General features: G+C 66.5%; 12 protein-coding genes and 1 pseudogene. 2 read left to right on the plus strand and 11 right to left on the minus strand.

The window, feature by feature from the left end:
* Positions 1-20 precede the first annotated feature (20 nt).
* The 3 genes and pseudogenes from FGF80_RS04555 to FGF80_RS04565 form a co-directional block, all read right to left on the minus strand.
* The gene (locus FGF80_RS04555; protein WP_138652466.1) at positions 21-374 is read right to left on the minus strand and encodes a hypothetical protein; all 354 of its coding nucleotides are present in this window, start codon (positions 372-374) and stop codon (positions 21-23) included.
* A gap of 228 nt (positions 375-602) precedes the next feature.
* Positions 603-2,624: pseudogene (locus tag FGF80_RS04560) on the minus strand (bacterio-opsin activator domain-containing protein).
* A 149-nt stretch (positions 2,625-2,773) separates the two neighbouring features.
* On the minus strand, positions 2,774-3,031 hold the full coding sequence (locus FGF80_RS04565; RefSeq protein ID WP_138652468.1) for an MTH865 family protein: 258 nt from the start codon (positions 3,029-3,031) through the stop codon (positions 2,774-2,776).
* Between the two features lie 207 nt (positions 3,032-3,238).
* On the opposite strand from FGF80_RS04565, the gene FGF80_RS04570 reads away from it, so the two are divergent.
* Positions 3,239-3,628, plus strand: coding sequence for a ribbon-helix-helix domain-containing protein (locus tag FGF80_RS04570; protein WP_138652470.1), 390 nt, complete (start codon positions 3,239-3,241; stop codon positions 3,626-3,628).
* Between the two features lie 89 nt (positions 3,629-3,717).
* Here the strand turns inward: FGF80_RS04570 and FGF80_RS04575 are convergent, their stop codons facing one another.
* The 4 genes from FGF80_RS04575 to FGF80_RS04590 form a co-directional block, all read right to left on the minus strand.
* Positions 3,718-5,307 (minus strand): cobyric acid synthase, encoded by a 1,590-nt coding sequence (locus FGF80_RS04575; protein ID WP_138652472.1) that lies wholly within the window; start codon positions 5,305-5,307, stop codon positions 3,718-3,720.
* 161 nt (positions 5,308-5,468) lie between these two features.
* Positions 5,469-6,950, minus strand: coding sequence for a hypothetical protein (locus tag FGF80_RS04580; protein WP_138652474.1), 1,482 nt, complete (start codon positions 6,948-6,950; stop codon positions 5,469-5,471).
* Positions 6,947-7,702, minus strand: a complete 756-nt coding sequence (locus FGF80_RS04585; RefSeq protein ID WP_138652476.1) for an ABC transporter ATP-binding protein — start codon at positions 7,700-7,702, stop codon at positions 6,947-6,949. Before FGF80_RS04585 ends, FGF80_RS04580 begins: the two co-directional genes overlap by 4 nt.
* 98 nt (positions 7,703-7,800) lie before the next feature.
* Complete coding sequence (locus FGF80_RS04590) at positions 7,801-8,490, minus strand: cob(I)yrinic acid a,c-diamide adenosyltransferase (protein WP_049907918.1); 690 nt, start codon at positions 8,488-8,490, stop codon at positions 7,801-7,803.
* A 137-nt stretch (positions 8,491-8,627) separates the two neighbouring features.
* Between FGF80_RS04590 and FGF80_RS04595 the strand changes: the two genes are divergently transcribed.
* Positions 8,628-8,987, plus strand: a complete 360-nt coding sequence (locus tag FGF80_RS04595; RefSeq protein ID WP_006184397.1) for a winged helix-turn-helix domain-containing protein — start codon at positions 8,628-8,630, stop codon at positions 8,985-8,987.
* Positions 8,988-9,087: 100 nt separating this feature from the next.
* Here the strand turns inward: FGF80_RS04595 and FGF80_RS04600 are convergent, their stop codons facing one another.
* The 4 genes from FGF80_RS04600 to msrA all read right to left on the minus strand — a co-directional run bounded on the left by FGF80_RS04600 (position 9,088) and on the right by msrA (position 12,706).
* A complete protein-coding gene (locus FGF80_RS04600) occupies positions 9,088-10,320 on the minus strand; it encodes an FAD-dependent oxidoreductase (protein ID WP_006184396.1) in 1,233 nt (410 codons plus the stop codon).
* Between the two features lie 134 nt (positions 10,321-10,454).
* Positions 10,455-10,880, minus strand: coding sequence for a CBS domain-containing protein (locus tag FGF80_RS04605; RefSeq protein WP_006184395.1), 426 nt, complete (start codon positions 10,878-10,880; stop codon positions 10,455-10,457).
* Positions 10,881-10,979: 99 nt separating this feature from the next.
* Positions 10,980-11,999 (minus strand): alkaline phosphatase family protein, encoded by a 1,020-nt coding sequence (locus FGF80_RS04610; protein ID WP_006184394.1) that lies wholly within the window; start codon positions 11,997-11,999, stop codon positions 10,980-10,982.
* A gap of 176 nt (positions 12,000-12,175) precedes the next feature.
* Positions 12,176-12,706 (minus strand): peptide-methionine (S)-S-oxide reductase MsrA, encoded by a 531-nt coding sequence (gene msrA, locus FGF80_RS04615; RefSeq protein ID WP_138652478.1) that lies wholly within the window; start codon positions 12,704-12,706, stop codon positions 12,176-12,178.
* Positions 12,707-12,780 lie beyond the last annotated feature (74 nt).

The following is a 12,780-nucleotide window of genomic DNA, read 5'->3' on the forward strand; positions in this document are numbered from 1 at the left end:
TGTGGGTGGACATAGACGGGCTACCCCTCGTGTCCGGTTACACCGCTTCGCTCACCGTCGGCCGGCGGTGTGTACGGGGCTGTCCGTGACGGCCCCGCTCGAGTATCGACGACTCGAGCGCGGTCGTCGGTGACGCGAATTTCGACGCCGGCGGGCAACTCGGCCGGCTCGATCGCCGCGAGCAAGAGCAACGCCCCGTCCCGGGTTTCGACCACTACCTTCTCGGGGGCCCGCTGTCGCAGACAGAGCGTCCACACCCCGGCTCGAAGCCGCCGTTCGATCTGCCAGTCGGTGACGTACCGCCCGTCGGTTCCTTCGAAGACAGTGTCAAAAAGTGGCACGAATACGTCCCTCCGCCACTCGCAGGGTGGCATGCAGTCCCGGTTTCCGAACGGTCGTCGTCATTTCCCTTCGATCGATGCGCCTCCGACCGATCGGTGCTGGGGTTCATATGGCACTCTTTGAAGCAATCGTGACTGTCAGACGAACCCGACTACCACGCCGGAATCGAACGGATCGGCTACGGCTGGCCGAGGGCGGAGTCGCTACGGGACGACGGAGCCCGCCCTCGACGGCCGGCGACGGCGACCGCTCCCCCACGGTTAGTTGTGACCGCCGTTCTCGAAGAACTCCTCGAGAATCGCTTTGAGTCCCTTTCGAAGGTGTTGGTGCATCGTCGGCGGTGAGATATCCATTGCCTCCGCGATCTCTTCACCGGTACTTTCGCGGGGCCAGTCGAAGAACCCGCCGTAGTATGCGAGGCGTAACGTCGTGAGCTGACGATCGGTGAGTCGGTCGAGGATTCAGCTTCGGCGCTGGGCCGCCGTCCGGACCGGCCGATCGACTTCGCGTCTGGCGACGAGTTCGGTGTTCTCGTAGATGACGGTCAGCGCCTCCGCGATTTCGCGGACATCGGCGTCTTGGGATACCTCGACGAGACAGGTTCCGATCCCCGACTCGACCGTTACGTCTCGGATCGTCGCCCCGTGGTTCGCGAGCGTCCGGACGCCGGATTTCGCCAACTGCATCTCGAGCGTACAGCTTTCCTCGCCGTCGTGAATGAGTCGACACTGCTCGATGGACTCGTGGTCCCGCGCTTTTTCGAGAACCGTCTCGCCGTCCAGTCCGTCGACCGTCACGTACTGGAAGGTCCGGCCGTTGGCCGTGGTGCCTGCCCACTCGAGCGAGCAGGTGCAGTCGTACGCTTCGGAGAGGTCAAACGAGAACGTCTCGCCGCCGTTGATCCGGAACTCGAGTTCGACGACGGTGTCGGAAAAGAGCAGTTGACGGTTCTTCACCGCCATGATGGTAAAGCCGATCGTCTCGCCGAGCAGCCTGAACCCGGCTCGCTCGCGCTCGCTGAAGGCGTCGTCCCGGCTCGCGAGGACGGTGAGAACGCCGTAGATCGCGTCCTCGTGGGTGATCGGGACGGCGATCGCGGATCTGACATCGTCCTCGCGGGCGGCCTCCTGCAGCGGTTCGGGAACCCTCCCGTCCTCGCGAATCCGGTTCGTCGTTCGGATCTCGCCGGTCTGGACCGCCCGCGTGACCGGCCGCTCCTGATCGACCGTGAGATCCCGGACGCCGTCGAGATAGGTCTCGGCCTCCCCCGCCCCGGTCCGATAGGACAGCTGCCCGTCGCCGGCCCGTTCGGCGATCCACGACCCGCAGTAGAGGTCGGAATCGACGAGTTGCTCGCAGACCTCGCGTTCGATGGCATCCCGGGCCGGTGCCTCGACGAGCGTTTCGATCACCTGCCGGACGACCGCATTGATCCGATTGAGCGTCTCGAGTTGGTCCTGTCGCGATCGGAGTTGCCGTTCGCGCTGTACCCGCTCGGTGATATCCCGAGCCAGCCAGACGACGGCGCGTCGTCCCTGAATACGCTGGTCGATCGGAACGACGCGGGCCTCGAATCGGCGGGGGCCCTCGGTCGTTTCCGCGTCGTACTCGACCGACTGGACATCGTCGGTTCGGATCGCCCGATCGATGCAGTCCTGTAGCTTCGTGGCGACCTGATCGGGGAAGGCATCCTCGAGTTGTGACCCCGGGAGGTCGTCGGCCGCCGTCGAGTACAGGTCGGCCGAATCGGGCCGGGCCTTCGCCTCGAGATAGGTGCCGTTCTCGCCGATGACGAACGCTTCGTCGGGCAACTCGTTTGCGAGGATGCGGTGATAGCGGCCGTCGTCGGCCGACGGCGACTGGGGCTGGGATTGGACCGTCGCGACGATCCGATCGATCGGGTCCTCGTCACCAGCCGTCGGCACGTAGTCGGTCGCGTCGGCCCTGAGGGCGACGGTCGCGAGCCGCTCGCTTCCCTTTGGGGGTGCGACGATCGTCGGGACGGTCGCCAGCCGAGCGTGAACGCGCTGCAGAATGGTCTGTATTTCGCCGGGACAGTCGAGTTCGAGGACGACGCCGCTCGGGACGGTCGCCGCCGTTTCACCGTCCGCATCGGGCGGATCGGTAGCGTCCGTCCCCAAGATGTCCTCGAGGTCCCCTGTCGCGGGGCGCGTTCGAACCTCGTGTTCGGTTGCCCGCTCGAGTCGCGAGCGGAGATCGCTTCCCTGTTCTCGAACGTCCGTTACGACGACGATCGGCCCGGGTCGATGTGTAGCGGTCATCCTATCTCCTCCCTGTCCCGTATGAATGCGGACGGATTCAGCCAACGAGACTCTATTCTACCAAGACATGTTGTGGAATAAAAGCTTACTGGTCGTTTAGCACCCGCTAGACGACTCCCCGCGTGATTTCGTCACCGATCTCGGTACCATCACGCGTTCATCATACCTCGGTCCCGAAGCTCCGCGAACAGGTCGTCGACGAGCGACTCGACGTCGTCGTACGGAAAGTCGCCGCCGGACGTCTTCGCCTGTAGTTCCATCACGGTCATCGAGAACTCGCCGGATTCGAACGTTGTTCCGGGCCCGTCCGGAAGCGCTGGAACCAGTTCCATCGGCCCCGCGACCGGGTACTCAGCACCCTTGAACGCGTCGACCAGTTGCGCGCGGAGTTTGGCTTCGTCTGTCATCAAGTACCACGGTTCGGCTCCGAAGCGGATAAGAGTGCAGGTGGCTTGCCGTCTCCGAACTGCGGTACGCGCGGCCGTAGGAGGCTCGGACCGGTCTGCTCCCCGACTCGAGCAGAGCCCTCGGCTCCGTCGACTCGAGCGCCTCGGCTTCGAAACGGCGCTGAACAGTAGAAACAATAATTAGTCAGCGGCGACCAGTGTCCGGGTATGGCGAAGGATACCGTCAGATACCCCGACGACGTGGTCGAAGAGATCGACGCGCTCGTCGAAGACGGTATGTTCGAGAGTAAATCCGAGTTCTATCGCTTCTCCGCGGAGTACGTGCTCGCCCTGATCGACTCCGACCACGAAGTGAAGACGTTCAACTTCGACGAGATCAAGTCCGAACTCGATATTAGCGAGGAAGACCACGCCAAAGCGCTCGGGGCCGACGGTGGCACGTTCTTCCTCGACGCGGTTATCAACGTTCGAAAACACGGTCTGCGCGGCAACTACGAAGCCGCCGAACGGTTCATCGACACCCACTACGACGAGACCGATCAAGAGTGTATCATTCTCGAGGAACTGCTCGGCACCTACCGAGGCGAGTCGGGCTAAACCGACCGGCCAATCGCTTCGGTCGCGTACGTCGCCCCGCGCCGAACCGTGCTGGACGTTTTTTTCCGCGATCGTTTCCATCGGGTTCGTCAGTTCGGCTCGAACGGGTCGCCGAGCGCGGCCAGATCGACGTTCTCGCCGACGAGCCGCGCCGCACGATCGTACGGTGTCGCGCCAGTCACGTCCGCCTCGGCCGCCGCCGTGGCTGTCGCACGCGCCGGCCGGTCGATGCCGGCCGTCGCCGCGACGTGCTCGAGAAACGCCGTTCGGACCGATTCGTTGTCGAACAGGCCGTGCAGGTAGGTTCCGAGTATCCGTCCGCGGGCCGCGCTCGAGTCGCCGAGCGGACGGGTCACGTCGCCGACGGCCGTCGTTCGCCCCGCGTGGATCTCATAGCCCGACGCGGTCCCGTCGACGCCCGACAGCAGCGGCGAAGCGGTCCCGTCGACGGGAACCGTCGTCCGCTCGAGGCGCTTGTCCCCCTCGAAGCGGGTTTCGACGGGTAACAGCCCCAGTCCGTCCACGACATCGTCCGCGCCCGTCCCCTCGAGTGCGGCGTTGGTGATCCGGTCGCCGAGCAACTGGTAGCCGCCACAGACGCCGACGATCGGCCCGTCGAAGGCCGCGAGCGCGTCGTCGAAGCCGGCCTCCCGGAGCGCCAGCAGATCGTCGACCGTGTTCTTCGTCCCCGGAACGACGACCGCATCGGCGTCGATACCAGCGAGGGGAGCAGCGTCGCCGTCGTCGACCGGCACGTACACCACCGAAACGCCGGGCTCGTCCGCCAGCGCCTCGAGATCGGTCGCGTTCGAGATTCTGGGCAGTCGGGGGACGGCGATCCGAATCCGGCGGTCGGCGGGCACGCCGTCGTCCCCGCCGACGACGCCGCGTTCGTCCGTCCCGGGGAGGCCGACGCTGTCCTCCTCGGGGAGCCCCGGGTCGTCGTAGGGTATCACGCCGAGGATCGGAACGCCGGTCCTCGACTCGAGTTCCTCGATCCCGGGCTCGAGCAGCGACGGATCACCCCGAAACTTCGTAATCACCGCGCCGACGATCCGGTCGCGGATGTTCGGGGGGACGAGCTCGATCGTGCCGTAGAGGCTGGCGAAGGCACCGCCGCGTTCGATATCGACCAGCAGGAGGACGTCGGCGTCCGCGAACGCGGCGGTCTCAACGTTCGCGAGGTCCCGATCGTGGAGGTTGATCTCGCCGATGCTGCCCGCGCCTTCGGCGACGATCACGTCGTTGTCGGCGGCCAGCCTGCGATAGGACGCTTCGGCGGCCTCACGCGCTCGCTCCCAGAAGTCCTCGTAGTAGGTGCCGGCGGGGACGTGGTCGTGGGCCGTTCCGTGCACCACCAGCTGGCTCTCGCCGTCGCCACGGGGCTTGAGGAGAACGGGATTACAGTCCGTCGTCGGCGTGATCCGGGCCGCGCGAGCCTGCACGAACTGCGAAACGCCGATTTCGCCCCACTGGCCGCCGGTGGTCCCGTCGGAGTCGGTGCGCTCCCAGTCGGCCGCGGTCGGCCGAGCGACGACCCGAGCGTTGTTGCTCATGTTCTGGCCCTTGAACGGGGCCACGTCGATCCCGCGGTCGGCGAGCAACCGACAGAGGCCGGCGGCGACCGTCGACTTGCCGACGTGGCTCGCGGTTCCGGCGACGAGAAGCGTTCGTGTCATCCGCGTTGAGCGGTAGTCAGGGAGCCGGGCGTATCGTCCTATCGGTTCTTCGGGGAGGGCCGGCTTCGGGACCGAACGATCGCCTCGATCGGCGGCCTGCCGCCGGCGTCTCGCGACCGGCATACCCAGCCTCGGCGGAATAGCGGGATGGAGGTGACCAGCTATTCCGTCCGGTATCGCGCGTCCCAGCGCGGTCCGGCGCGACTCGAGAGGACGAGTCCGACGAGTCCCACGACGATCCCGCCGAGGGCGAGCGCGACGGCGAGTGTCGCCGATGGCGGGACGACGACGAAGCCGGCGACCAGCGTCGGCACCAGCGGGACGGCGACGCCGACGGTGAACGTCGCGAACCGGACAGCGTCGAAGAGGAACTCGTTGGGATCGAAGCCCGCGATGTAGACCGTGAGGCCGTAGTAGTACAGCGCGTAGCCCGCCAGGAGAACGGCTCCGACGACGGCGTCGACGAGCGTCGCGTCGAACCAGACGACGGCGGCGAGGTAGGGCACCGCGACCGCCGGCGCACCCACCAAGACGAACGCGATCCGCTTCGCACGGAAGACATCGGCGATCGAGATGGGGTAGGTGAGGTAGGCCTCGAGCGAATCGAACTGGGTCAGCCAGTTGTACGTCGTAAACGCCGAGAGGCCGAGCACGCCGCCGAAGAAAACCCCCGGCGCGGGCGCGACGCCGGTGATCGAGTCGACGACGCCGACGAGCGCGGCCACGAGCGCCAGCAGGATGCTGGCGGAGACGAACGGCTTCCAGACGCCGCCCGAGGAGCGCGCGAGGTCGAGCAGCGACTTCGTGACCAGCGGGGCGTCCGCGAGTGGCAGCGCGTCACTGATCCGGGCGAAGCGATCGCTCGCGGTCCGCGAGGGCCGCCCGTAGGTCGGATCGTAGACCGCGAGCGAACCCGCCGCGACGGCGAGAGTTCCGACGGCCAGTCCGCCGGCGGCGGCCGGGGGGCCGTCGATCGGGACCAGGACCGACCGAACCGGTCCCAGTCGGCCGGTCGCCCAGCCGCCGATGACGGCGAGTCCGATCCCCAGTCCGATGACCCAGGACGGAACGCCCCGCGTGCGGACGGCGATCAGTGCGACGGTGGTGGCCATTCCGACGGCGAAGACGAGGGAGAGCGAAAGCCAGAACAGGCCGATCGAGAGCGGCGGCGTCGACAGTCCGTCGACCGCAAGCCCCCCCAGCGACATGGGCAATACGAACGCGATCGCGTAGAACAGCCCGTCCTTCAGGAGGAACGCACCCAGCAGCCGCCGCCGCGAGAGCGGCAACGTCTTTGATGACGAGAGCAACAGCGACAGCCGCCCGAAGACGTTCTCGAGCATGTCCGATCCGGCAAAGCCCGCGGTTCCGCTGTAGAGCCCGAAGCCGACGGCGAGGACGTGTAGGCCACCGACGACCGTCCCGGGTGCGGTGCCGGTCTCGACGAGCGCCACGGTCGCGCTCACGGTCAACAGCGCGATCACGAACGGAAAGAGCGCGAACCGCCAGCCGCCGAACAGTTGCGTGTGGAGCCGCCATTCCTCTCGAAAGAGTATCGCGAGCAGCCGCGGGGTCGAAAGTCCGGCGTCGGAGCGGTCCGCGTCCGCCCCGATTGCGCGGTCGGTCGTTTTCGGCCCGCTCATGTCTGCAGTTGCTCGAGCGCCGGCGTGTCTCGGGCGTCTTCGCCCTCGACGCGGTCGAGGAAGAGGTCGAGCAGCGACTCGTCGGTCGCGTCGTCGGCCAGGGAGCGTTCGGCCACGAGCTGGCCGTCGGCGACGATGCCGACGCGGGTGCAGATTTCCTCGGCGACGTCGATGTTGTGCGTCGAGACGAAGACGGCGTTGTCGTCGGCCGCATAGGAGACGAGAAAGCGCTTGACCTGTTCCTGGACGAGCGGGTCGAGGTTCGCCAGCGGCTCGTCGATGAAGACCACGTCGGGTTCGTGGACGAACGCCTGTGCGATCATCACTTTCTGTTGTTGCCCCCGGGAGAGGTCCGTATGCAGCGTGTCGAGTTTGCTCTCGAACCCGAGCCGCTCGGCCCACGCGTCGGTCCGTTCGGCGACCCGGTCGGGATCGAGACCGCGCACCTCGCCGACGAACGCGAGGTATTCGCGGGGCGTAAGAAAGCTCGGTGGGGATTCCTGTTCCGGTAGGATACCGACCTGTCGGCGCGTCTCGATCGGGTCGGCGACCGGATCGGTTCCGAGAACGCTCACGTCGCCCGCGTCCGGCTCGATCTGTCCGGTCAGGACCCGAATCGTGGTGGTCTTCCCGGCACCGTTCGGACCGAGAAAGCCGTACACCTCGCCCCGGTCGACGTCGAACGCCATTCCATCCACTGCGTTGACAGTTCCGTATGTCTTTCGCAGTCCGGCAACTCGAATCACACCCATTGGCTTGCCAGTCTTTCTCAGTATCTGATAATAATTGTGTTGGTCGGCACGGAGTGCTGCCGGTGGGTACCTGCGATGGCGCGTTCGCAGCGAGCCGGTCAGAACTCGGTTCCCCGTCGCGCCCGCTGGCCGTCGTCGATCGGATGTTTCACTTTTCGGACGTTCGTGATCAGGTCCGCACGATCGGCGAGGTAGTCGGGCTCGGTATGACTCCCCGATAACACCAACTCGAGGGCGGCCGGCTTCGCGTCGATGAGGTCGTGGACGTCCCCTTCCGAGAGCAGCCCCCGATCCGCGGCGTAGAGCACTTCGTCGAGGATCAGCATGTGCATGCCCGCCTCGGGCGGTGCATCGAGATCGATCGACTCGCCGAGATCGGCGTCTTCGGCGGCCGCGAGCAACTCGCGGGCGCGTTCGAGGCCGGCCTGTGCCTCGGCCTCGTGGTCGGCCTCGTCGCTCCCGTCTGCCATCCCGTGCCAGCCGTAGTGGCCGAGGTTCTCGTAACTGATGCCCGGCAGGGCGGCCATGGCGTTGTACTCGCCGCGAACGGCATCGACGCTCGAGGCCCCGCCTTTCATGAACTGGAGCATGTGGACGCGGTAGCCGTGGCCGGCGGCGCGCATTCCCATGCCTAGCGTGGCGGTCGTCTTCCCCTTTCCGTCGCCCCACCAGACCTGAACGAGGCCGAATTCCTCTGGAACGGCCGGTTCGATCCGTTCGGCCTCGGGCGTTCGTCCCTGCCCCGGCGTGTTCTCGACCGCGGACTCGGGGGTCCGATCGTCGCTCATACCCGTGCCGTCGGACCGGTTGCACATGTAGTTGCCCCATCGATCCGTCGCTTCCGACCGTCCCGGTCTCGCTCCCGCTCGGTAACACCCCTAACCAAACGTGTCTTTAGGCCTCGCTCCTAACCTGACGGCATCCCATGTCCCTCGAGTGCTCCTCGTCCGGCGACGCTCCCGGCGTCGAGTGCATCATCGCCGCGCTCGACGACGAGGCGTGTCGGGAGATCATCGCAGTACTCGAGGAACCGATGACGGTCGACGCCATCGCCGAGGCGACGGACCGGCCGCTCTCGACGACCTACCGCAAACTCGACTGCCTGACCGAGGCGGGACTCGCCGAGGAGGCCGTCGGGGTCCGCGAGGGCCGCCACCGGAAATCCCGGTACGTCGCCAATCTCGAGGCGATTTCGATCGGCCTCGACGACGACAACGAGCTGTGTATCGACATCGAGCGCTCCACGGCGTTTGGCATCTGGTCGGAGCTCCAGCGGGAGCTCTGAGGGCGGTCCCTCGATCGGCTCGAGTCGCGGCCGCCGACCGCGGCCGCGACAACGGTTTCGACGCTGGTCGCACACCCGTCACGCGATCGGGGGATGACAGTCAGTGACCGTTCTCGGTCCCGATGAGATCGGCGTCCGTCGGTCCCTGTCCGTCGAACTCCCGAACGAACGCATCGAGTCGTGCCGGTTCCGACGCCCCCGGCAGTCGCTCTTCAGCGGTGGAACAGTCGGCGGTCACCCCGAGCCGGTCGCAGACGAGATCAGCGGTCGCCTCGGCCATTCGGCGGAACGTCGTCAGCTTTCCGCCGACGATGCTACAACAGTTCGTGACGCCGTCGTCGGTGTGATCGAGCAGGTGAAAGCCCCGCGAAATCCCGCGGCCGCCGCGAGCGGCCTCCTCGGGTTCGTACAGCGGGCGGACGCCCCACCACGTCCGAACACGGGGCGCGGTAGCGACCGGCGGCAGCATCGCCGCACACTCCCGAACCGTCTCCACGATCTCCCACTCGGCTTGCTCGTAGCCGTCGGGATCGTCAACCGACACGCTCGTCGTGCCGAGGACGACCTCGCCGTCGTGGGGCACGATTATGTCACCGTCGGCGGGCTCGCGACACCGGTTGAGCACCGGCTCGAGGCCGTCGTAGTCGACCGAGACCATGACGCCGCGTGTCGGACGCATCGCGACGGTCGCCCCCAGCATGTCCGCGATCCGGCCGGCGTGAGGGCCGGTCGCGTTCACGACGTAGGTCGGCCGCACCGTTTCGTCGGCGTCGCCGCCGAGGGCGACGCTCGTCACCCGTCCGTCCTCGACGGTCACGTCCGTGACCGGCGCGTGCGTACGGATTCGCGCGCCGTGCTCGCGGGCGTCGGCCGCGTTGGCGGCGCTCAGCCGCGAGGGGAGAACGACGCCGTCGGGTACCCACATCGCTCGATCGACGTCAGCGGCGAGGTCCGGAACCGCCCCGCGAGCCGCGTCCCCGCCGACGACCTCGGTCTCGATTCCCACGTCCTCGCAGGCATCGCGCTTCGCCTCGAAGTACGCCGGATCGTCGTCCGCGAGTTGGACGAACAGCCCGCGGGTCTCCCGAACGCACGCGCCGCCGATGCGGCGCAGGATGCGGTTTTCCTCGAGACACGCTCTGGCTTCCGGGCCGTCGGCCTCGGCGTAGCGCGCCCCGCTGTGAAGCAAGCCGTGTGACCGGCCCGAGGTCCCCGACGAGAGCCCGTCCCGCTCGACCAGCGTCACATCGACACCGCGCCGTGCGAGGTCCCTGGCGATTCCCGTCCCGGTGGCACCACCCCCAATCACGAGGGCATCCGTTCGGCTATCCATACTCGAGCAATGGCTCCCAGACGGACGTACCTTTCACCGTGGCGGTCGGTGGGCGGCGTCGCGTCGCCGAAAACGGGAGTCACGGGTCGGGATCGCGGCCGTGTCGGGATCGGGTTGTGGGACTGCGCCGTGCGTTACGGGCTGTACTCCGGCGACTGGGCTTCGATCGTCGCGGCGACGTTCTCGAGTTCCTCGCCGATCGTCGCGACCAGATCGTCCAGCGTGGCGATGCCCGCTAACTCGCCGTCGTCGTCGACGATCGGGAACCGACGGACGTTATTGTCGCGGATCGCCTTCGAAACTGCGACCGGATCGTCGTCCTCGTGAACCGTTACCGGCCGTTCGGTCATCACGTCCGCGACCGAGACCGACCCGACGTCGTCGTGGTCGTGGATCGCGAGCGCCGCGTCGCGGTCGGTGATCATCCCGACCGGTTCGTCGTCTTCGGTGACGACGATCGATCCGACGTTTTCGGACTCGAGCGTCGCCGTGATCTCCTCGAGTCGACTGTCCGGACTCGTCGTGACGACAGCCTGGGGGCCGAGTTTACCAATGGACATACGTCGGTTCGATCGACTCCGAGCCGACTATTCAAGTCGCGCCTTTCACACGAAACCGACCGCACCCGAAGCAGCCGGAAGCCGGCTCGACGCGTGATCCTACCGATAGCCGAGTACCCGGAGCTTCTCCGTTACCTCGTCCTCGTCCATGCGAACGGACTCGACCGGCGCTTCCTCGACGATCCGTCTCCGATCGTCCCCGTCGACGACGTGCCAGGGAACGCGTCGCAGCGACTCGGCCGCCAGATACTCGAAGTGCCCGTACTTGCGGCCGGTCAAGGGCAGCAGCCGTTCGCCGAGGAGTTCGCCGTGATCCGCGGTGATGACGGCTTTCCCGTCCAACTCACGGATCAATCGGTCGGCGTAGGGGAGGACGATCTCCAGGGTTTCCGCGTACGCACGCCGCAGATCGTCGACGCCGATGTCGAACGCGTCGTCCTCGACGATCTCGTAGAGTTGCACGTTCAGCGCGCCGAAGCGATCCCCGCGCCCGCCGCGGGACACCGACGAGAGGTCCCGCCGGGACGCGATCCGCTGGTAAATCTCGAGTCCGGTCTCGCCGATGAGCGGAACGTGCGGTTGTAGGAAGTGGACGATCAGCCGCTTGGTGGGATGTCGCTCGTGGGCCTCGAGCGCCGTCTCGACGACGGTTTCCGGGTCGATCACGTAACTGTCCGCTAGGAGACGGGCGTCGAAGACGTCGGCCGCGTCGACGGCCGCCGACTCCGCGACCGGCTCCGGCGACACCGGATAGATCGCGTGAAACACGTCGTCGCCGATATCGGCCGTGAAGGCGTTGCCGCTGACGTAGACGGTGTCGTGGTGCGTTCTCCCCGTGAAATTCGCGTCGATCCACCCCGGGCTGCTGGAGCCGGCGGACAGCCGGGACTCGAGGGAGCCATCGATCCAGTTCAGTTCGGCGAAGAAATCGTATCGGCAGGCGTCGAGGACGAGGAGCGTGTCCCAGTCTTCGGCCATGACGTCGATACCGCTTCCGTGTCGGCGTTCGAAGAGTTCCCGGTGGGCCGACCAGAAGTACTTGCAGAGCTCCGTCCAGACGAGCCGTGGCTCTCGGAGGCCGTTGCGAACACTCCGTATCGAGTATTTCGTACGCGACATGCCCACGGTAGACTGTGCCGAGACCAGCACATATAAAAGGGGGACGGGCTGCTGCTGGCGAGAAACCCCTCGAGCGATCCGTCAACGACTCACCAATCGAGCAACACCTCGTCCCCGATTCGTCCGCTCGGACACGAAACGACCGGCCGGGAGACCGCAGCCCGATAGAACCGAGATTACCGTTTCGCGGCCACCTTGTCGGCGAACCGTTCGCGGACTTTCTCGACTTTCGGGGCCGCATGCATCGTACAGTAGGCGTCGTTCGGGTTCTTCTCGAAGTAGTCTTGATGCTTCTCCTCGGCGCGGTAGAAAGTCTCGAGTGGCTCGAGTTCGGTCACGACGTCGTCGTCGTACTCCTCGTCGAGCGCCTCGATGTAGGCCTCGGCCTGGGTTTGCTGGGCCGCGTCGTGATACAGGACGATCGAGCGGTATTGAGTGCCCACGTCCGGCCCTTGCCGATTGAGTTGGGTCGGATCGTGGGTGGCGAAGAACACCTCGAGCAGGTCGTCGTAGCCGATCTCCGCGGGGTCGTACTCGACCTGGACGACCTCCGCGTGGCCGGTCTCGCCCGAACAGACCTCGCGATAGGTCGGCTCCTCGATGTGTCCACCCGCGTAGCCGGACGTGACCGACTCCACGCCCTCGAGTTCCTTCATCGCCGCTTCCGTACACCAGAAACAACCGCCGCCGAACGTGGCACGTTCCATACCCCGTCTTACGGCGCGACCGAGGAAAGATGTGACGGGAATCCCGCTGGCTCCGCCGTCCGCGCCCTGCGCCC

The sequence above is a fragment of the Natrinema pallidum genome (assembly GCF_005890195.1).
Classification (GTDB): Archaea; Halobacteriota; Halobacteria; order Halobacteriales; family Natrialbaceae; genus Natrinema; species Natrinema pallidum.

What these genes read in the sequence shown, in the direction of transcription:
- FGF80_RS04610 (WP_006184394.1), bottom strand. Translation starts at nt 11,999, where the DNA reads ATGTCGCGTACGAAATACTCGATACGGAGTGTTCGCAACGGCCTCCGA.
- FGF80_RS04570 (WP_138652470.1), top strand. Translation starts at nt 3,239, where the DNA reads ATGGCGAAGGATACCGTCAGATACCCCGACGACGTGGTCGAAGAGATC.
- FGF80_RS04585 (WP_138652476.1), bottom strand. Translation starts at nt 7,702, where the DNA reads ATGGGTGTGATTCGAGTTGCCGGACTGCGAAAGACATACGGAACTGTC.
- FGF80_RS04600 (WP_006184396.1), bottom strand. Translation starts at nt 10,320, where the DNA reads ATGGATAGCCGAACGGATGCCCTCGTGATTGGGGGTGGTGCCACCGGG.
- FGF80_RS04605 (WP_006184395.1), bottom strand. Translation starts at nt 10,880, where the DNA reads ATGTCCATTGGTAAACTCGGCCCCCAGGCTGTCGTCACGACGAGTCCG.
- FGF80_RS04580 (WP_138652474.1), bottom strand. Translation starts at nt 6,950, where the DNA reads ATGAGCGGGCCGAAAACGACCGACCGCGCAATCGGGGCGGACGCGGAC.
- FGF80_RS04590 (WP_049907918.1), bottom strand. Translation starts at nt 8,490, where the DNA reads ATGAGCGACGATCGGACCCCCGAGTCCGCGGTCGAGAACACGCCGGGG.
- FGF80_RS04555 (WP_138652466.1), bottom strand. Translation starts at nt 374, where the DNA reads ATGCCACCCTGCGAGTGGCGGAGGGACGTATTCGTGCCACTTTTTGAC.
- FGF80_RS04565 (WP_138652468.1), bottom strand. Translation starts at nt 3,031, where the DNA reads ATGACAGACGAAGCCAAACTCCGCGCGCAACTGGTCGACGCGTTCAAG.
- FGF80_RS04595 (WP_006184397.1), top strand. Translation starts at nt 8,628, where the DNA reads ATGTCCCTCGAGTGCTCCTCGTCCGGCGACGCTCCCGGCGTCGAGTGC.
- FGF80_RS04575 (WP_138652472.1), bottom strand. Translation starts at nt 5,307, where the DNA reads ATGACACGAACGCTTCTCGTCGCCGGAACCGCGAGCCACGTCGGCAAG.
- msrA (WP_138652478.1), bottom strand. Translation starts at nt 12,706, where the DNA reads ATGGAACGTGCCACGTTCGGCGGCGGTTGTTTCTGGTGTACGGAAGCG.